The sequence below is a fragment of the uncultured Acinetobacter sp. genome, from assembly GCF_947626835.1.
Lineage (GTDB): Bacteria > Pseudomonadota > Gammaproteobacteria > Pseudomonadales > Moraxellaceae > Acinetobacter.
This window is the reverse complement of the sequence record NZ_CANQTS010000026.1, coordinates 1-21,594: the sequence shown is the minus strand read 5'-3', so window position 1 is coordinate 21,594 and position 21,594 is coordinate 1. Positions and strand designations below refer to the sequence as shown.

At 39.4% G+C, this 21,594-nt stretch carries 12 protein-coding genes; 4 read left to right on the top strand and 8 right to left on the bottom strand.

Annotated features, from left to right (window positions below):
* Positions 1–12: 12 nt before the first annotated feature.
* Positions 13–435: a RidA family protein gene (locus tag Q0Z55_RS09935; RefSeq protein WP_297427836.1), complete on the bottom strand. Its 423-nt coding sequence runs from the start codon at positions 433–435 to the stop codon at positions 13–15.
* Positions 436–1,274: 839 nt separating this feature from the next.
* On the opposite strand from Q0Z55_RS09935, the gene Q0Z55_RS09930 reads away from it, so the two are divergent.
* The gene (locus Q0Z55_RS09930) at positions 1,275–2,261 is read left to right on the top strand and encodes a diaminopimelate dehydrogenase (protein ID WP_297427833.1); all 987 of its coding nucleotides are present in this window, start codon (positions 1,275–1,277) and stop codon (positions 2,259–2,261) included.
* Between the two features lie 114 nt (positions 2,262–2,375).
* On the opposite strand, the gene Q0Z55_RS09925 is transcribed toward Q0Z55_RS09930, so the two are convergent.
* Entirely contained in the window at positions 2,376–2,909 is a 534-nt protein-coding gene (locus Q0Z55_RS09925) for a LuxR C-terminal-related transcriptional regulator (RefSeq protein WP_297427830.1), read from the bottom strand.
* Positions 2,910–3,049: 140 nt separating this feature from the next.
* Between Q0Z55_RS09925 and Q0Z55_RS09920 the strand changes: the two genes are divergently transcribed.
* Positions 3,050–4,378 carry an MFS transporter gene (locus Q0Z55_RS09920; protein WP_297427827.1) on the top strand — a complete coding sequence of 443 codons (1,329 nt, stop codon included), beginning with the start codon at positions 3,050–3,052 and terminating at the stop codon, positions 4,376–4,378.
* A 256-nt stretch (positions 4,379–4,634) separates the two neighbouring features.
* Here Q0Z55_RS09920 and Q0Z55_RS09915 read toward each other — a convergent pair whose 3' ends face one another.
* Entirely contained in the window at positions 4,635–8,072 is a 3,438-nt protein-coding gene (locus tag Q0Z55_RS09915; protein WP_297427824.1) for an indolepyruvate ferredoxin oxidoreductase family protein, read from the bottom strand.
* A 714-nt stretch (positions 8,073–8,786) separates the two neighbouring features.
* Between Q0Z55_RS09915 and Q0Z55_RS09910 the strand changes: the two genes are divergently transcribed.
* Both Q0Z55_RS09910 and Q0Z55_RS09905 read left to right on the top strand, forming a co-directional pair.
* Positions 8,787–9,374, top strand: coding sequence for a metalloprotease (locus Q0Z55_RS09910; RefSeq protein WP_297427821.1), 588 nt, complete (start codon positions 8,787–8,789; stop codon positions 9,372–9,374).
* A gap of 25 nt (positions 9,375–9,399) precedes the next feature.
* On the top strand, positions 9,400–10,908 hold the full coding sequence (locus Q0Z55_RS09905; RefSeq protein WP_297427818.1) for a glycosyltransferase: 1,509 nt from the start codon (positions 9,400–9,402) through the stop codon (positions 10,906–10,908).
* A 54-nt stretch (positions 10,909–10,962) separates the two neighbouring features.
* Here Q0Z55_RS09905 and Q0Z55_RS09900 read toward each other — a convergent pair whose 3' ends face one another.
* From Q0Z55_RS09900 to Q0Z55_RS09880, 5 genes are all read right to left on the bottom strand, one after another.
* Entirely contained in the window at positions 10,963–11,781 is an 819-nt protein-coding gene (locus Q0Z55_RS09900) for a hypothetical protein (RefSeq protein ID WP_297427814.1), read from the bottom strand.
* Between the two features lie 3 nt (positions 11,782–11,784).
* Complete coding sequence (locus Q0Z55_RS09895; RefSeq protein WP_297427812.1) at positions 11,785–13,005, bottom strand: hypothetical protein; 1,221 nt, start codon at positions 13,003–13,005, stop codon at positions 11,785–11,787.
* A gap of 25 nt (positions 13,006–13,030) precedes the next feature.
* A complete protein-coding gene (locus Q0Z55_RS09890) occupies positions 13,031–16,225 on the bottom strand; it encodes a CapA family protein (RefSeq protein WP_297427809.1) in 3,195 nt (1,064 codons plus the stop codon).
* A gap of 16 nt (positions 16,226–16,241) precedes the next feature.
* The gene (locus Q0Z55_RS09885) at positions 16,242–17,903 is read right to left on the bottom strand and encodes a poly alpha-glucosyltransferase (protein WP_297427805.1); all 1,662 of its coding nucleotides are present in this window, start codon (positions 17,901–17,903) and stop codon (positions 16,242–16,244) included.
* Positions 17,904–18,039: 136 nt separating this feature from the next.
* A partial coding sequence (locus Q0Z55_RS09880) for a BapA/Bap/LapF family large adhesin (RefSeq protein ID WP_297427802.1) occupies positions 18,040–21,594 on the bottom strand: 3,555 nt, incomplete at its 5' end.

Genomic DNA, 21,594 nt, shown 5'->3' with positions numbered 1-21,594 from the left:
CGTTGATGCTCCTTAATTGACTTTATCTGGAATCACAGCAATGGCATCAATTTCGACCAACCATTCAGGACGTGCCAACGCAGATACGACTAGACCTGTCGACACAGGAAAAACACCTTTTAACCACTTGCCCACCACGCGATACACATCTTCACGGTAACGTGGGTCAATAATATAAATGGTAATTTTGCAGATATCTTCAAGCTCCCCCCCTGCTTCTTCGAGCAACATTTTAATGTTATACATCGCTTGTTCGGTCTGACCGGCAACATCACCAATGCAAACACTTTCACAAGTATCGAGGTTCTGACCAATTTGCCCACGTAAAAATACGGTACTGCCACGTGCCACGACGGCTTGACACAAATCGTTGTCTAAGTTTTGTTCTGGATAGGTTTTTTGCGTATTAAAAGTACGAATGCGGGTATGTTTCACTCTAAGATCTCATTGACTGGGGATATCAGCAGTATGAATCAATGACTGTATAAGGCAATTTTCCTTTTCTGTTCTAGTCATTCGAAATTTCCGTATTAAGGCTTTTTTAATCCTTGCAAAAATTGATGAAGCAAGCTTGTTCTCAACTCAGCCAGTTGTAATTGCTACATACAGCTTAAAGATACAGATAAGCTTAAAAACAAAAAAAATGTCTACTAAAACTTGCAAGCTTGTATTTTTTCTTGGTGCTCAAAACAGTTGTGCTCATGAGCCTACAAGTTTCTAGTTTTGTGATGACTTGCCTAACACTTACAAGACACAATCTTGCTGATCAGGTAGCAATCATGCAAAATCAAAATTTGATTTTGGCCAGCTCAATAGCTCAATAGCATTGTAAATGCCTAAAGCTAAGACTAAGTTTGTTTGTCTATACGGTATACAAAAGCGTGCCTTCTATAACAGTGTCAGTGCGCAAGATGAAACCTTGATAAAAATCTTTGTTTTAAATAACCACACTCTTGACAATACAGCTAAAGTTTTATGCTAATTTTGCTTAAAAATCGTGCGTTATGTACTTGATCGAGTTCAATTGCACTAAAACATCACCTAAATCTTAGTTTACAATAGACTGCTTTTCGATGAAGTTTTAACACTTGCATCTGTTGTTCTTTAACGTACAGTTCATTTTGATCAAAGAGCGCTTCGATGCGTGGACTAAATTTCATATTTGAAAAGTGATGTACCTTAGCGTGTTTTTAGCAAGCCATTGAATGGTCTTTGGCTAATAAACATGAGTCTGTTGACTCATTTTTTAAATTCTCATGAAGTGAATCATCTTTATGCAAAATCCTATTCGTATTGGTATTGCCGGTTATGGCAACTTAGGTCGTGGCGTTGAAAGAGCCATTCACAAAAACCCTGACCTCCAACTGGTGGGGATTTTTACACGCCGTGCTCCTGAAACTGTAGCGCCATGTTTTGCAGACACTGCTGTCTTCCACATGGATGACCTGAATGATTTTCAAGACAAAGTCGATGTCTTAATTTTATGTGGTGGCTCAAAAGACGATTTACCAAAACAAGGTCCAGCATTAGCCGGTTTATTTAATATTGTAGATAGCTTTGATACGCACGCACGTATTCCAGAGTACTATGCGTCTGTGGATGCACCTGCAATAGCAAACCAAAAAACTGCAATGATCTCGATTGGTTGGGATCCAGGCATGTTCTCAATCAACCGTCTATTTGGTGAAGCCTTACTTCCAGATGGCGAAACTTACACCTTCTGGGGTAAAGGCTTAAGCCAAGGTCACTCAGATGCGATTCGCCGTGTAGAGGGTGTCAAAGCAGGCGTGCAATACACCATTCCATCTACAGATGCCATTGAGCAAGTGCGTAGAGGTGCACGTCCGGTACTTGGCACCAAAGATAAACATACGCGTGAATGCTATGTGGTCTTAAAAGAAGGCGCAGATGCTAAAGCTGTTGAACAGGCGATTGTGACCATGCCTGATTACTTCGCTGACTACGACACCACAGTCAACTTCATTGATGAAGCAACATTGGCGCAAGATCACCAAAGCATGCCACACGGCGGTTTTGTGATTCGCAGTGGTAACACCAGTGATGAACAATCTCAAGTGATTGAGTTTGCCTTGAAGTTAGACAGCAACCCTGAATTTACTGCAAGTATTTTGGTGGCTTATGCACGTGCGTGCTACCGCATGAACCAAATGCAACAGTATGGTGCCAAAACTGCATTTGATGTAGCACCGGGTCTATTGTCCAGCAAATCACCAGAACAATTACGTAAAGAAATTCTCTAAGTGATCTACAAGATAAGCCCACGTTCAATCCTGAATGTGGGCTTATTTTATGCTTTATAAAAAAATAGAGTTAACCTTTAATATTAAGGCTTTATATAATTGACGTTTTTATGCTTAATACACCATTTTGGTCGCCAATTGCTTTTTAGATTCAATCAAAAATTTCTTTTTTAAATTTGCCACATGTACCTCCACAGTACGATGCGATAGCCCTAACTCACGCGCAATTTGTTTACAACTATAACCATTGACCACCCAATGACTAATTTGCTTTTCTCTAGGGGTCAGTTGTACCAAAGATGGTTTTTGCTCGGCATCAAAATGCCAAATAATATAACGAAATGGATCATCAGGGGTCAAACTACGCGCATGGGTTTTCACCCAAAAAAGTTGACCATTTTTATGACGCATAAAGCGTTGATCCGAATAATCTCCCCCCTGTGCAGCAACAATACCTTGCCAAGCCTGTGCGCCAACATGTTGATAATCTTGACAGCTCGGAAAGAGCATCTGCATGCTTTGCCCCAATAATGCTTCTTTTGTATAACCAAATAGAGTTAAAAATGACTGATTCACCTGCTGAATCTGCCGATAACTTAACACCACCAATGCCGTAGGTGCTAAATCAAAAAGCACATCCTGTTGCATATGATTCCCCTTTGCTTGAATAAAACTACTTAAGTATTTAAGTAAATTGACCCATGCTCAAAAAAAATGCAAGTTTAAAGGGGGGGCAGAAATAACAATAACAGCTGCTCAACTCACTTTAATCACAATGAGGATGTACTATGGTTGAACAGGCACGTTCAAGCCACCGTCTGGCAGGCGTTTCCAGTATGGTTGGCACCACCATTGAGTGGTATGACTTTTTTATTTATGGTGCAGCAGCAGCACTGATTTTCAATAAACTTTTCTTTCCTAATCTTGACCCTTTAACAGGTGTACTGGCAGCTTTTGCAACCTATGCGGTGGGTTTTATTGGTCGCCCCTTAGGTGGCATTGTTTTTGGTCACTTTGGCGATAAAGTTGGGCGTAAATCCATGTTAATGCTCACATTAATATTAATGGGCATTCCCACCATTTTAATTGGCCTACTGCCTACTTATGAAACCATTGGCTACTGGGCAACGGTTTGTTTAGTGATTCTACGCTTTGTACAGGGTATGGCTATGGGCGGTGAATGGGGCGGCGCCGTACTTATGGCAGTCGAACATGCGCCCGAAGGTAAAAAAGGCTTTTGGGGCAGCTTGCCTCAAGCCAGTGCAGGTGCAGGTCTGATGCTTGCCTCTATTGCCTTAGCCTTAGTGTCTTTACTGCCTGAAAGCGCCTTATTTAGCTGGGGTTGGCGCTTACCCTTTTTGGCCAGTGTGGTGCTGCTAGGCGTAGGTTGGTATATCCGAGTCAAAGTGCCTGAGTCACCAGATTTTGAGAAGGTCAAACAACACACTGAAACCATCAAAGTGCCTGCACTGAGAGTCTTTAAAAACCACCCCAAAGAATTAATCACCATTATTGTGGCGCGTGCCGCAGAAAATGCATGGTTTTATATTGCATCCACCTTTGCACTTGCCTATGCCACCACGCAACTCAACATTGCCCGTCAAGAAGTATTATTTGCAATTGTATGTGGGGCGGCATTATCTATTGTGGTAACACCATTGTGTGGTCATTTGTCAGATAAAGTTGGACAACGACGTTTATTTTTATGCGGTTTGTGCATTTTGGCACTTTATTGCTATCCATTTTTTATGATGCTCAATAGCGCCAATCCTTATTTGATTTGGTTGGCATTTTTCTTAGCTGTAGGTGTGGTTTTCCCTATTATGTATGCTCCAGAATCCATGCTGTTTGCACGTCAGTTCCCTGCAGAGATTCGCTATAGCGGAATTTCAATTTCGGTACAATTTGCAGGTGTACTAGGTGGCGGTTTAGCACCACTCATTGCCACCAAACTACTCAGCCTCAATCAAGGTCAACCGACTTGGGTGATTATTTATATTGTAACTATGGCAATCATTGCGATCATTTGTACCTTATATATGAAATCTGATCGTTATTACCAACAACACATAGCCAAGCTCACAGCCGAGGTGGAATCGCCTCCATTAAAATCTTAAGTTATTTTTTATGTCCATAGACCTTGAAGATACGCATCAAGGTCTAATTTCATTCAAGCCCCAATAAACTTAAAATTTAGACTCAAAGTATTTATCCACAACAAATGTGGATAAATATTTGAATATTTTCCTTGATTTTACTCAATAAAATATAAATATGATTAATATTTAACCAAATTTTTATTGTTTAATTTTACTTATTAAAATAAACAAAAAACCTATGCAATGTATTGCATAGGTCATGCCCAAATTTAGTTTAAGCTTCTGTAAATAAAGGAATGATACGTTGCTGCTGGTGATAGCGTTTTAGCAAGATGGTTTGCTTATCCTGATAGGCTTTTAGGGCTTGCATTTTGACAGGACCAAAACCACGCACCTCATTTACCAATCCACACAACTCCAAAGCAGCGGGCATATTGCGCTCATTTAAGCCGTCCACCACCTGTTCTACCAGTTGCATATAATCGTGTATCAACTGACGTTCTGCCACACGCTCAGGATGACGACCTAAAGGATCATACCATTGACCCCGTAGCCACTTAAAATTGGCTAAAATCGGCATCAATTTTAACACCCACGCACCAAATTTGATTTTCTTCGGACGTTGTGTAATCGGGTCAATACGGCTCAATAAAGGCGGTGCAAGCCAAATACTCAATTTTTTTGTATTTTGAAACTCGGCAGCTAACTTGTGTTGAAATTCGGGCTGACTATACAAACGTGCCACTTCGTATTCGTCTTTATATGCCATTAAACGATACAATTGCTGAGCAACCACCTGCATTAACTCCTCATGCTGGTGATGTTTTTTGATCTTAGCCTTTATTTTTTCAATAAAATTAAGATAGCTTTGCGCATACGCCTCATGTTGATACGCCACCAATTCTTGGCGATAAAACTCAACTAACTCGGTCCATGATTTTGGGCTGTGCTGCATGTCTGAGTGTAAAATTTGCGCTTCTAGCTCTGGGTGCATGGCAAAAACACGCCCCCATTGAAAAGCTATTAAGTTTTGTTGTGGTGCAACCCCTTGCCCAATAGTGGCTTTAAGTGCGCTGAAAGAAATTGGTATGCAGGCTTTTTGCCAAGCAAAACCTAGCATTAACATATGTGCAAATGTGGTTTCGGCAAAGATCTTTTCACACAGTTGATTGGCATGTAAACGATGCACATGTTGACTTGGCACATAAGCTTCAATTCGCTCAATCAAACTTGCTACATCAATATGTTGATCACGATCATGAATCAATGCTGCGGTGGGCATCACATCCAAATTCATAAACACCTGCGTTGCAGACTGTAAACGTTGCAACATGTCATTGCTTGCAGCATTTAACAGATCGGTTGCAATCAATACATCAGCTTCTTTGTCACCAATACGTGAGGATAAAATGTGCTCTGCTTGTTGTGCTAAGCGTACTTGGCTAAACACCGCGCCATTTTTTTGCGACAAACCGGTAAAATCCAGCACACTTACCGCATGTTGATCTTCTACAGTCGCTTTACCTAACAATGCCGCAATGGTGAGCACACCCGTTCCCCCTACACCAGCCAAAAGCATGTTGTAGTTGTCTTTACTCAGCAAAGGCACTTGAATATCAATTAAGCGCTCAAAGTAGGTCTGTTGATCTAGATCTTGCTTGATGGGTTGACTATTTTTGTGTCCCTCAATTTCAACAAAGCTTGGACAAAACCCTTTAAGACAAGACAAGTCTTGGTTACAACTTGATTGATTAATCTTACGTTTGGTACCAAAGGCGGTATTTAATGGTTCGATAGAAATACAATTGGATTGTACCGAACAATCACCACATCCTTCACACACCCGATCATGAATAAATGCATACTGAGAAGAGGATGGAAGTGTTTTTTGTTTGCGGCGACGTCTTTTTTCAGCAGCACAGGTTTGGTCATAAATAATGGCGCTGACTCCACGATAGGTTTGAAATTGCTGCTGTAAACTCGCCAGTTCATCACGATGATAAACTTTACATTGGGCGGCTAAACTGCTATTCCCCTGCCAACGATTAGGGTCTTCAGACACCAAAGCTAAATATTGAACGCCTTCGGCTGCAAGCTGTCTTGAAATTCGTGCCGGATCATTGTTGCCTTCTGCAGGTTGTCCACCCGTCATTGCAACTGCATCATTATATAAAATTTTAAAGGTGATATTGGTGTTGGCAGCAATGGCTGCACGGATGGCTAAAATTCCAGAATGTTCGTAAGTGCCATCACCTAAGTTTTGAAAAATATGAGTACGTTGTGAAAACGGTGCGGCCCCCACCCACTGCATACCTTCACCCCCCATTTGACTAAAAGTGTTGGTATGCCGATCAGGCATCACCAATGCCATAATATGGCAACCAATACCGCCACCTGCCATTGAACCTTCGGGCACACGGGTCGAGGTATTATGTGGACAGCCTGAACAAAAAAATGGACTACGTTTTGCAACGTCTGTATCAAAATGACAAGCAGGCGTTAAAGCTTTGATTTGATCGTGTAACTGTTCAGGGCGACCCAAAAACTCAAACAGTTTTTGTGCCACAAGTGCGCTTGAATACTCACCAATTTCCGGTAAAAACGCCGTGCCATCTGGCTGTGTTTTGCCAAAAATTTCAGGTCTTAACGCGCTATGATATAAAATCTGTTTAATTTGCTGCTCAACTATACTGCGCTTTTCTTCAATCACCAAAACTTTAGTATGGCCTTGAGTAAATTTCAGCAATCCTGTTTCTTCAAGTGGCCAAGACATGCCAACTTTATACATTGATATGCCATAGGCTTCGAGCTGTTCAGTTAAACCTAAATCATTTAAAGCTTGCATCAGATCTTGATGGGCTTTTCCTACACTGACAATGGCATACTGGCTTTTTTTGGCCCGATGAATCACTCGATCAATTGCATTACAACGCGCCCATGCTTTTGCAGCAGGGATCTTATGTTCAATTAAGCGTTTCTCAAGTTCAGCACGTTGGGCTGGCCATTTTAAATTGGCATCCCAGTTAAGAAGTACATCACTGGGTGCAGGCTTTAAAAATACAGGTAACTCAGCAATACGAACTGATCCTGCTGCCTCAATCACATCTGCTACAGTTTTTAATGCCACCCAAAGACCTGAATAACGCGATAACGCAATACCGGCTAAGCCAAAATGAATCACTTCAGCTAAATTACTCGGCTGTAAAATAGGCATCGCCACAGCTTGAAAAATCCCATCAGTTTGATGTGGAAAGGTAGAAGATTGCGCTGTGTGATCATCACCGGCAATCGCCAATACACCACCGAAAGCGGATGTGCCAAACATATTGGCCGTACGAAATACATCGCCAGTTCGATCAACGCCTGGACCTTTACCATACCAAATCCCAAACACCCCTTGATAAGGGCTTGGGCCAAAGGCGGCTTGCATTTGCGTGCCCCAAAGCGCGGTGGCCGCTAGATCTTCATTTAATCCAGGCTGAAATACAATATTGAGCGCTTTGAGCTCTTTTTCATGCTTCCATAGCATTTGGTCGTAGCCACCTAAAGGCGAACCCCGATAACCGCTGATCAATGCCGCAGTATGGCGGTTATGATAGCGGTCTAGCTGAATTTGCAGTTTAGGCAATTCTACCAATGCTTGTATACCGGATAAGAACACAGCGTCGGTTTTTATATATTTTTCAAACTTATCATTTTTATCGTGACCCATAACACAATCCTCATTATCACCTAAAACCTATCCTTGATAGTGATATGGCTTATACAAACTTATTTTTATAAATAATATAAAAATAAGTAATCATTTATTTTAGTGTATGGGTTTTTCCAAAAATGTAAACCTTGAGCAAATATGCAATTGGTTGCAAATTGGTTACTTTATTTAAATACACGCGAGTACAATCTCAGTTATGAATAAGACCATATTGAGCCAGTGATGGCTTGAAGCTTGTTTTGATCAGCCCATAAGAATACATAAATTGCAACGACATCAGCTCAAATAGAACAACGAAAATGCTGGGAAAATTTTATGATGAGTTTAGTTTAACCATAGATCTTGTAAATCTTGATTGACATCGCCACTGCGCCCAAAGATTTGCATCATTTGGTAATCTATCTTAAAAATTAATAGTTCAAGGGATGCAATGGCTCGTTCATAAGCGTATGTGCTCAGGTAGTTGTACAGTATCCATCTTTTTTCAAGTCAATTGCTTAGCCACGATTGGGAAATATTCAAGCTTAAATCATATTATAAAATTTATTGAAAATTACATAAAATAGCTTTAGTTTCATAGCTATACTTGTATTATAAGGCATTCAATTTTGATTATTTTTTATCAATGACATGTATAAAATTTTATTTTCCAGCTTGTGCTTAAGCCTGGGTATTAACGCAGCACATGCGAAAAACATACAGGTTAACTTTGTGGTCAGTTCTAATAAAGCTGATGTCATTCAGTATCAATCCTCGCGATATTTTAAAAAGCAAATCAATATTTTGAATCAGCATTTTCTAGATGAAAACCACCAAAAAATCTTTAATTTCTCTTTGGGTAATAGCATTTCATATAATGCTTTTACAAAAAAGAATTGCGATTTCCAAACAATGTTAAATAAAGCTGAAGTATTTATCGTCAAGGATTTGGCCCCTAGCTTTAACCGTTGTTTCCCTCAGAAAAAATCTAATCAAGTGTTTGTTTTTATTTATGACTCTTATGCCAATCATAACCAGTTTTCTGATACGACAAGTTGGGGGTTTTATAACAAGGGAAAACCTTTTATCCTCTTAGATTGGAAAAGATTTGATTTAGACAGCAAGTCCGCTATTTTGCATGAAATGGGACATGCAATGGGTCTCAATCATGTGTGTGTGCCGGGTGCAAAGCGTCAGGATGCTACCAATCGTATGGCCAGTGGGCAATGTGGAAAAGGCAGTATGGGCTTGCGTAATCTTGGGTTTACAGCAGCTCAGGTAAACAAGATGTATCAAAATTATAATGCTATGACGCAATAATAGATAAATTTGAATAGGACAAGGTATGTATTACTTTTTAAATAAAGATATTGGTCGCAAACTGACTGGCATTGAACATGCGGCCGTAGCACGATTAAAAATTTTCCAAGAAAAACAACTCACAACAAAAATTTTAACCACTTTATACAATCCTCATTTATTTCATAATGTTGAACGAATTGGTTTAAAATCAAATGATGTTTTAAACATGTTCCACTATTTTCAAAAGGCTGAGCCAGTTTCTGCATTTACTGTGCAAGATTTGATTGAAAAATCAAATTTTCAAGCCAAGCAAGTTGGACAAATCCATGATTATCGCATCTACGATCAACAGCAAAAGTATTTAATGTATGTAAGCTGTTTTCCTAATAGCCCATATATTCACTATATTAATTATTTTGATCAAAAACTTAGAAAATATAAACGTGCCATATATGATGCATTTGGCTTTCTGAGCAAGGAAGTATTTTTAGGTGAAAAAAATAGCATCCTTTTTGAAATTTACTATGATATTTCGGGTCAACGCGTCTTAGAATATAGCTATTCCTTAGCAACAGATGCCAAAGAAGTTACCCAAATCACCCTATATCACCAAGAAAGAACGCTGTTTTTTAGCACAGAGCAAGAACTGATCGAATATTGGTTAAAGCAATTGTTGAATCAGCCGGAAAAAACTTTCTTTATTGTTGATCGGAATTTATACTTTAATGCCATTGTAGCTAAGCTTGAACACGAAAATTTAAGAAAAATTAGTATTATTCATAGTTTACATGTGACTAAACTCAATGCCGTGGCTTCTGGAAATATCTTAAGTGGTTATAAAATTCCCTTAGAACAGCATGAAAAATTTGATGCTGTTGTGGTGTCTACGCAGCAACAAAAACATGATATTCAACAGCGTTTTCCCAATCATCAAAAAATCCATGTCATTCAACCGACTTACTGTTCTAATCAGTTAACCCCGACAAAACTCGACAAAACTCCTGGGCAGCCAATTAAAATCATTTCGCTTGGGCGTTATTTTTATGAAAAGCGTTTAGAACATATCATCGAAGCGGTACATCGTAATCGTGATCAAAATATTCAGTTAGATCTATACGGTTTTCCAGATGGTCGCGACAAAGAAAAAACGTTTACCATGTTAAAAGCGTTAGTGAAGCAGTATAAGTTAGAAGATATGGTACATTTTAAAGGCTACCATAGCGATATTAAATCAATTTTACCTGAATATGATATTGCTATGGTCACCAGTCGCCTTGAAGGCTTTTGTATCGCTATTTTAGATACTATGAATCAAGGCGTACCCAACATTGCCTATGATATTAAATATGGACCTGCTGAGATGATCGACCATGATATTAATGGCTGTTTGGTCGAAAATGGGAATTTAGATGCACTGTGTGCAACTTTACGTGCATTGGTTGAAGATGAAAATAAACGTTTAGCTTTAGCCAATAATGCGTATGTAAAAAGTTTAACTTATGCCAAGAAAAATATGGCAGAAAAATGGCAGTTAATGTTAAATCAGCTGTAAATTTTTATCGTGATTGGACTGAAAAATACGCCTGTTTACTGCAAGCGTATTTGTTTAAAGCGCATAGAAAAAATTAAAAGCGTGATTAAAGAACTTTTGATAGGCTTGATCACGGCTTAGGTTAGGCCATGTGTGATCCCATGTATCATCACCTTCTACCACAATTTTGACCAATTGATTGCTTAAGTGACGATAAATACGTTCCATATGTGCACGGTTGGTGTGGGTGATATCCCCAGCGCCAATACAGGCAATCGTAGGATGGCGTACATTTTGATAATATTTGTAGGTGGCACGTTGGGCAATATAAGGCCCATTCCAACGTCGTGAATTGTTACCGCCTGCCGGAGAGTTAGCCACTAAACCGATGACTTTTTCGCTATAAGGTGCATAAATACCACGAGTTAAACATGACCATTGTAAAATGATACCTGCACCGCGCGAGGTTCCTGTCAACACCACTTTAGAATCTTGATTAATATGTCGTTTAGCGTCTTTGTCATAAATCACATTTTCATAGATATGCTCTAAAAATGATTCAACCTCAAAAGCATAACGTACATAGTCATGAATCGGCATGGTCGGTTCTAATTTAAAGTCCATAGGATGATGCTGAGGTGCAAATGTACTACAATTGATATAAACAAAACCCTTACTTAACACATATTGCACCCGGGCATAGCTGGAATCTTCTAAACCATGCCCGCTTCCACCTTTAAACCATAAAATCATATCGCGCGTTGCAGGCCCCCAGCGATCATCATAAAACATTTGCAAGATCATATGATTATGAGCCGACTCTTGTGACGCATTGGGTACGGTACTACCTACAGATTTGGTCATCATGACTTTAAAATTTTTACACACAATCATGTATTATTCCTTTAACTGATCAAATGTAGACTGCAACTCATCACGCACATTGAACTGAAAATTTAAGCCGCCTTGCACACAGATAAAACCATCTTGATCGAGTTGCCATGCTTCACCTTCAGTCGCCTTTAAGACAAAATAATACTCAGTATTCGGATTAAAATAACTTAAGGTATTCACAAAAAAATTGTATTCTGCCCAATAACCAAAATACGGATCTAACTTTTTAGGAATGGCTTTAATTTGAATATGGGTGGCAGGTTTTTTCTGTTGAATTTCTCCGCGATTGAAGTAAATACGTCCTGCAACGGCATAAGGTGGGATGGTAATCACACCATTGGCGTCATGTACATTCTTCAGCTGATTATCATAATATACTCGTCCAAATTCATCTTTCCATTGCACACGACAGATATTAGAACAGCCATGGGTTTTTACCCAAAGATGTGACTCTCCTTCTATAGAAAACCAAGATGTCATGGCATAGCCTAATTTTTGAGGATTGGCACGTGAATTGGTACTTCCTTCAGCAATACTGCCTTGTATAATTTGAGTGTTTTTTGGCTCTACGCGGCGTAATAACTTGCTTAAATCTTCATACGAAGGCATTGGAATGCGATAACGTGCATGTGCATTGAGCTTAAACAAGGTTCTAGGTTGCCATGCACTATCCATAGCAATTTGATAACCCAGCGTATTATCAGCACGTGGACGTGATGATGTACACACATATAACATTAAGTTGGGTGGTAAAGTCGGCGTTTTTCCAGCCAAACGCACATGTTCAGGTGCATAGTCACTTAAGCGCACATACAGCTTTAAATTACCCGTTAATAATAAATGTAAGGGATGAGCGCCTTCATAACAAAAGTGGGTCACGCCACCTTGAAAGGTACGAGAAATTGCAAATGGATTAGGCGCAATCGGCGAATCAGGCAAACTGCTATGAATTTCTTGAATGGGCACAATAAACTCATATTCGCCCACTTGCCTAAAAGCCACATGTTGTGCATAAAAACCCGTTAAGTCACAAAAGCGCAGTTGAGCTTGTGCCAAAATTGGGCTTTGCACAACTGCCGACTGTGGCTCATAAAAACCACCTCTGACTATGGCTTGCGTTTCATCCAACACATCAACTTCATAGCCACCACGTGTATTTTGAGATGACTTTTTGTACGCTTTGCTAAGATTTTTGTATGTACTTTTCTTGTTGTGCTTAGCCATGTGCTGTTCTCAAATTATGGTTGATCTAAAAACTGACCCTCGTAAAGTAATGTCCTTCTTCATTTTGATTAAAGCTATACACGCGGCCTTGATAAGCCAGCAATTGCGCAAATTTTTCAATTTGATCTTGTTGTGTGACAGCAGTGGGTTGCCAAAAATTCTTTTTGTTGTCAATCGACAACGGATAAAGATCTACGGACTGTGTCTGCAGATCTAAACGTACCAATGCACCAAATGGCAATACCTGATAGCGTTCAAACTCACCGTTGCTATTAAACACCCCATTGCCAATGCTGTAAATGACCGGTACTTTATTGATATATTCAATCGGTTGAATACAATGTGGGCCATGGCCAATAATTAGATCAGCACCTGCTGCAACCAAGCGTCGTGCCATACGGCGTTGTGCTGTATGGACTGCTTTAAAATCAACGCCCCAATGTGCTATTACAACTGCTTTACTGTGAGGTTTAGCTTGTTTATAGCGTTGAATATTGTCAATTAAATTATTGAGGCTATTAACGCCATTGGTTTCGCCCAAAGCATAAAAATCAAACTCTAAATATGCTGGATTCCGATGCCAATAGCCATTAAAAATGGCGACCTCCTGACCTTGACTATGCACTTCAAATATCTTTTGTGCTTGCTGTTGATTGTGTGCTGCACCAATATAGGAAATTTGGTTTTGTTTTAACTGTTCAAGTGTATAGGCTAGACCTGCCGCACCATAATCTTTGGCATGATTGTTGGCTAAGACCACATGATGAATATTTCTATTTTTTAGTTCAGCCACAGTCGGTGCTGCTTGTGCATCTAAAATATAAGGCTTGATTTCACGTAACGGTGAATCGGTATGTGGTGCAAAGAACGTCGCCTCAAAATTGACAATATTCAAATGGTCAGGCTGAAAGAAAGGCGCTATTTTTTCAAACGAATGCGAGTATCCATACTGCTGTAAGGCGTCATTTACCCCTCTTTTTTTTCTGATTCTGGTATAAAACTCACCAAAATAGGTATCGCCTAAAATATTAATTTTACCTGAATCCAGACAAATCGTGTCAATAGGCAAATCTATATCTGCATCCACTAAACACGCCGGAAGAGTATAATTTAAGTCTTCTCGATGCTGAGTAGTTTTTGCCAACACGATTTTTTCAGGCTGATTTAATGTAATGACCACATCAATCCGATCATCTGCGTGACCACAATACAAATGCAGTACATTTGGGTTTTTGTACTTATATAATAAATCAGTTTGATAAATTTGACCTTTGAAGCTATAAAAACTTTGATTGGCAATACTCAAAGTCCGGTGACTCAATCCAGCAATGGCACGCGCGATTGACAACAGATCTTCTATGGTCTTAGTTTGTGTCTTATCTTTTACACGACGCCCAGTGACATTTAAAATCGTTTTAGGATCAATATTTAAAGCTTGAGCATGCTGTTTAATCGCACTCAGTGCTTGATTGGTGGTGCCATATAACAGTTCAGCAAGCGCTAAAATACTGTCAGGTTTTTGCGTCAAAATTACTTGGGTGATCAATTCCAAGAAATTATACTGCTCACCTTGTTGCAAACCTATCGCATTAGTGTTTTTGCCTTCACGTGCCACATTAGCACTTACGCTATAAGATGCTGCTAGCTCGATCTTTTTTAGTTCATAGTGTTTAAGAGCACTATAGACCAATAATAATCCACCCAATCCATAAGTTGTCGTCTGTCGTAAAATATTAGCATCTGTTGCAATACGATCTGCACGATAGATAAATTGATTGTCTGATTGAGATTGAGGTAGATGATCTTGTCGTAACATCTCATCTAAACGTTGTGGGATAGTATGGATAGTAGAATTACGTCTCGAGCCTTTAACTAAAATAATATCCTTGGCTTGTGTAATGGCTGCTAGAGCCACTGCACATTGATGGGCATCTGTAAAATGACCTAAACATTTATCTTGTGGCAAAAGCTGTTGCAAATATTGTGTATCTTGCCCAAAAGTCACTACACCTGCAAAATCTGCATCTAAAATTGGCTGCAACAAACTCTCATGCACATAACGAGATTGATCACCGAGGTTGATGATATCGCCAACCACTAAAAGCTTACGTTGTTGAGGATATTTTTTTTGACAGTATTTAAAGGCATTGAGCATCGAAAGATGCTCAGCATTATAGGTATCGTCTATAATTAAAACATCTTGGTGCGACGGGATTTCTTGTAACACCGATGCTTTTTTGGGTAGATTTTGAAAAGATTCTTTAAATAAGTTTAAATCAATATTTAATGCATGACATACACTTAAAGCCGCAGCAATGTTATGAATAGTTCCTAAATCTGTGAAAGGTACAGTAAATTCATAATGCTGATTTTGAATATTTAAACTCAGTATCTCATTGTTATAACTCAGCTTGGCATCTGAATCTACATGCTCGCCATAACAAAAAATATTTTGAGAATATTGTTCACAATAACTTTTTAAAATCTCATATTCTTTAATATCACGATTTAAAATAATTAAACCATTGGGTTGTATACCTTCGGCCACTTTACTTTTAAATGCTGCCGTTTGTATATCATCGTAGCCCTTTTGTCCTACACCAATTTCAGTAATCACTGCAATGTGAGGTTGAGCCAAACGACTAATACTACCTGATTTCATCCACAGTGCCGCCATTGCTGTTTCAATGACAATATAATCTGGATTATGCATGGCATTTGATAGGGTCAGCTTCACACCAGTACGTGAGTTATGATTTTTATTGGTGGCGTATACAGAGCCTACTTGAGCTAATAAAAATTTAAGATATTCTTTAGTGCTGGTTTTGCCCACTGTCCCTGTAATCGAAATCACTTGACTGGTCAATTTATCGCGAATATAAGCAGCATGTTGGTTAATAAAATCAAATGAATCTTTGACAATATATTGTGGAATATGTTTGGGTAAATCCAAAATAGGATACTGGGCAATGACCCCATTAATTAAATGGGGGTATTTGCCAATCACCTCATGGGTATTATCCCATTGACCATAAATACCGGTGTTACCGGTACCTTTTAACCAGGTTTGCTGATCCATCGCAATAAATAAGGTTTGTTCACCTAATGCATTAAAACGACTTTCTGAAATATGCGTGGTATACCAGTCAGGTTTTGGTTCGATATACCATTCACCCGGAACTAAACTTTCTACGACTTGTTTTGTAATTTTATACATCATCTATGAAGCCCAAGAATTAATTAAAATGATTTAAGTACGCAACATAACCAGATAAATTATGCTCTTGATCATCAATACGGGTACGTAAACGATCATGGCGTACATAAAATGCATTTAAAATTTGTTGTGGCTCAGCCATATACATGGCCACTTCAGGATAGAAAAAACCATTGCGTTGAAATTCAACGCGCAATTCAATGAGTTCTTTTAATTCTTCATATTTGGCTTTTTCAAATAACTCGCTGTGTCCTTGCTCTTTTAAACGCGTCACCATTTTATAGGCTGACATCATCATCTCTAAAAAAGTCGCATAGACTGTTTGGCGATTACGGATAAAGTCCATATGTTTAAGATAATTATTTAACCCAAATTCAAAATATTTGGCTTGGGGGCAAATTTTGGTCAGCTCATTGGTACAGTAACTTAACCAATGGTCATGATAACGGTCATAATTTTTAGCAATAAAATGTTCAAACATTAACTTGACTGTATCAAGTAAAGGCTGTTCTTGATTGATTTGATAAAGACGCAACAGTCCAAGTGCAGCTTCGCCATCATAATAAACAATACGGAATTTTTCTTTCACCTCTAAAGACGGATAAGACAGCACATGCGTGGTTTGCCCTTCTTGGTCGACCATAAATTGGATGCCTTTGGCCAATTCTTCTGCATATACTAAGTAAGAGCTATCGCCCACCACCTCTTGATATTTGCATAACATAAAGATCGCAGCGGCATTGGCACCTAATTTGATCTCTAAATCGTCTTCTTTACCATCAATCATAAAGGCTTTTTGATCGACTTCTTTATAAAATGTTTCTAAAGCATAGCTAATGGCTTGCTTGATTTTTGGTAAATATGCTTCGTTATATTCTACTTCTAAGGTTTCAATTAAAGCATAAACCGCTGTGCAATGGCGTACGGTGTTATAGCTTCTAATTTTATTGGCATAGGCTGGAAAATAGCCATAAATAAAGCTACCATCGGCTTGAATTTCGTCGTGTAGAAATTTGGCATTTTTAAGCACTACATCTTTAATATGTGCTTTGGTGTCCCCAATTAAGTAACGCACACCGTTGGCTGTGCCTGTAGACTGAAGCGGGATAAATTGCCCATTTTCATAAAAGCAGCTTAATGTATCAAACACCCACACTTTTTTAATTTTAGCCAATTCAAATTGGGTTTTAATTTGTGGATATTTCTTCTTAATCGCAGTATTAAGATTTTTTTCATCAAAGAAATTAGGCTGATTATACACCACACCTTTAATCAGCGCTTTACCATACACTTCTTGTTCTAAAAAGCAAATATTGAACTTTTCATCAAAACTAATGCCTTTACGGTAATGGTTATTATGCGGTTGACGATTGACTTGATCGACCACTGTAGACCAATTTTTTTCCTCGACATTGACTGCAATATCAAATTTTAAAAATTCAGGTAGCTGACGATTTTTTTCAAACTGTTGATCAATATATTTTAACACGCGCTTAATGAGAACTTGTGGCTCTGAATCACTGCTTGACCACACTTTGCAGCGCTCTTTAGCAGATCCATAAGAAAAGAATAAGGTATATAAAGCTTGTTCTTGTAATAAAAAATTCTCAAGTAACCATGATTTTAGTTTTTCTTTAAAGGTGAGTACGTGTGAAAAGTTGTTAATGGTGAGAACTGTCATGCGGTGTTACCTAATGTTTTTATGTGTCCATTTCATTTAAATATAGCATAGCCATAGTGCTTTAGATAAGGACAAATATTTATTTTTTATAAATAAAAAAGAGGCCCCGAAGGGCCTCTTTTTTAAAATTTAATGATTACAGTGGAGAGTTATATTTGATTAACTCATCCAAGACTAAAGAAGATGGTGATGTATTTTCCAATACAATCAAATCAACTTTAGCGTAAGTATTGCCTTGTGAACCATCACGGTCAATAGAAACAACGGTGTTTGCACCATCTTGCTCTACGCTAACAAAGTTACCTAAGGTAGCATTTGTAACTGTTTGACCCGCCAACAATGCAGTTAAGTCAATCATGTCACCTTCTGCTTGATTAAAATCACTCCAAACATCAGTACCATTGCCACCAGCAGAATCAGCTGCTTCAAGTAGATTGTAAATTAATACATCACCACCCAAACCACCAATAAAACTGTCATTACCTTCACCGCTCACAAGCGTATTACGCTCATCATCGCCTTGAGTAATCGCAGGGATCGTCACTGTAAGTGTTGAGAATTGCGGAGCTTGGCCAAACATCTCAAGTGAATACTCGAAGGTGTCTTGTCGACCTACTACACCCGCATTTGGTGTATAGGTATAACTACCATCTTTCTCTACCAATAACGTGCCATATTCACCTTGAATTGTCACACCATTGTATCCAACCTCTTGATAACCCTCAGATGTAAGCACCTTGAAAGTTGAATAACTTGGCAGATAAGTATCATCAGTAATTAAATTACCTGTAACCTCATCTGGTGTTGTTAGGGATTCAATTTGATTATAGTGGGTTAAGGTTTGCACTAAGCTAAGCGTTGCCGTAAAGCCTAGACCGGTATTACCACTTGCACTTGCCTCAATGGTATAAGTGCCAGGACCTAGGTTTTCAATCACTAAAGATCTCGAAGAACCTAAAGCTCCTGTCAAAGGTGTTCCACTACCGGTACCAACAGGTTGACCACTCTCATTTTTTATCGTTAAAGTAAATGTAGGGAGTAGTGATATTGAAAGAGCTGGAATAGAAACAGTTAATACCACATCCGCACTGTCTGTGTTTTCCACGGTAAATGTAGAACCACCAAATGTGCCTCGTCCTCCACCGAGAGTACCACTCACATTAAACGTTCCAGGAGATGTCGTCACCACTTCTGTTTTGTTCGTGACTTCAGGTACTACAGTTGTATTGGTATTTGCCACCAACTCAAGCTCTGGTAATACTGCATCTTGATCTGCTGTACCATTCCAAACAATACCTGAGTTTTCACCATCAACTCGGATATTTAACTGTGCAGTATCCTCTGAACCATTAAGATCACGAATTGCATAGGTAAAGGTATCTACTTTACCAATATCACCTACATTACCATTACTTACATACTTGTATGTACCGTTTGGTGAAATATACAAGGTACCATAAGCGCCCTGTACCACAGTATTGACATCATTAATAGCAACAGCAGGTTGACCCAACTCATTGCTCACAGAAGTGACATAAGTTGTTGAGTTAACCACATCACTTACATCGTCACTACCAGCGGCACTATTGATTACATTACCGTTTACTTCATTAGAGCCTAGATACTTATCTGTTTGCTCGGTAATCGTGAAAGTTGCATTACCTAACAAGTCAAGTGCAGCAACTTCACCAATAATGTTAATTAGAGTGTCTAAGAAACTATTTTCTGTCGTACTCGCTTCCTGTAAGGAGACAGTGTACGTACCTTGAGGTAAACCTTCCGCAGATATGGTTCCACTGTAACTAACACCTACCAACAGAACTGATTCCATTTGCACCGCATTCTCGACTACAAAATACTCTTTTTGCTCCACTCCATTTCCATCGATGTAATTACGTTCTAAAACAGCGTTAAAGTACGTCGTTCCAGCTGTACCTACAGACAAACCTGAACCAGATACATTGATAACAATATCGGAAGTTTTGTTTTCCCCAACAGTAAAGACTAATGGCTCTTCAGATCCTATATTTAGTCCAATACCCGCTAGATTCACACCTAATAATTGAGATGCATCACCTTTCTTACCAATTTGTTTACCTTGCTCTTCGTAGTAATTTTGAACTGTTGCCAGATCATCATTGGCTACGACTTGCTCTACATAGTTAGGTGGTAAGACCAATTCAGCATCAACTGGCGTACCTGCAATATTAATCACAATATTAGCAGTGTCACTTAGCTCACCATTTTGGATGGTATAACTAAAGACTTCGGTCTTGCCTAACGCCTCTTGGCCAGCAGTGACTGTATAGGTAAATTCACCTGTGGCTGTATCAATTTCTAGTACACCATAGTCGCCTTGAATCGTGACCACGTTAACCACTGGAACACCATCAATTTGAGTAATTAGCGTACCTTCAGGTTTAATATCTACTCCATTACCATTGTCGGCAAAAACATTTCCTTCCAAGCTATAGGTTGGGAATGCTTCTTCTGTACCCGTAATCGTCAATGTTGTTTGCTCATACAGCGTCAGTGTATTGGTAACCGCTTGACCAATGGTTTGATCAATAAGTTCATCAATGACTTCAACTGGCAGAACATCTAACAATTGGCTAACTACAGAAGACAATGGCAGACCTAATGTATTCACTGGTACAAGAATTAACTCTACAAGCGAAATAATAGGCGCTGCTACGGTAGTACCCAGTACGCTATTAAGTGCATCTTTAATGGCTTGTTCATTCGATCTACCTAAAACTGCTTCTTCGCCACCCAACGCATCTAATTGAATGCCAGTAATTAAGTCAGTCAAGATACTATTATCTTTAGCCACCACTGCGGTGTATTCACCCTCAGGTAAGTCAGTAAGAGTGACAGAAAGCTTATCAGCATTACTTACAATGCCTAATACACCCACACCACCCAATGTGACTACGCCACCTTGAGTACCAACACGTGCAACTTCAACTTGTCCACCATTGACATTTTGGTAAATGACAATTTGGAACGCTTCCGCTAAAGATGCAAGGTTCTGTACTTCGGCTGAAACTGTAATATTGCCAGTACGGTCCTGACCCGCATTTTCTGGATCTTGTGGAACAGAGAACTCTGCCCCTAAGACTGTACCTTGTGTACCCCCGAGTAACTCAATCAACAAGACATTTTCTTCTGTTTGACCTAGGCGGTTAGACAAAGCTTCTTGTCCCATATCAAGTGCGTACTGATCATCTAAGGCATCGATGACATCAGGTGGAGTCACCACTGGGATCTCGATATCCGTCAAGGCATCTAGACGGTCTTGGAAGTCACCCGCTTCAGTTGGGAAGTCCGCAACAATTGCATCTACCGCTGCTTGTGCATCCGCTTTCGCTTGTTGTGCATTGGCAAGGGCTTGGGTTAAGTCATCCACTTCTGCTTGGGTCACAGCATCATCGGCAAGCGCATCAACAAGGGCTTGTTCTGCTGCTGCATAGGCTGCTTCTGCGTCTGCGACGAGGTCTTCAACTGCTGCAAGCTCATCCGCATCTGGCGTACCGTTGTCGTTGGTATCGTTCACCGTTGGGATCTCGATATCCGTCAAGGCATCTAGACGCACTTGGAAGTCACCCGCTTCAGTTGGGAAGTCCGCAACAATTGCATCTACCGCTGCTTGTGCATCCGCTTTCGCTTGTTGTGCATTGGCAAGGGCTTG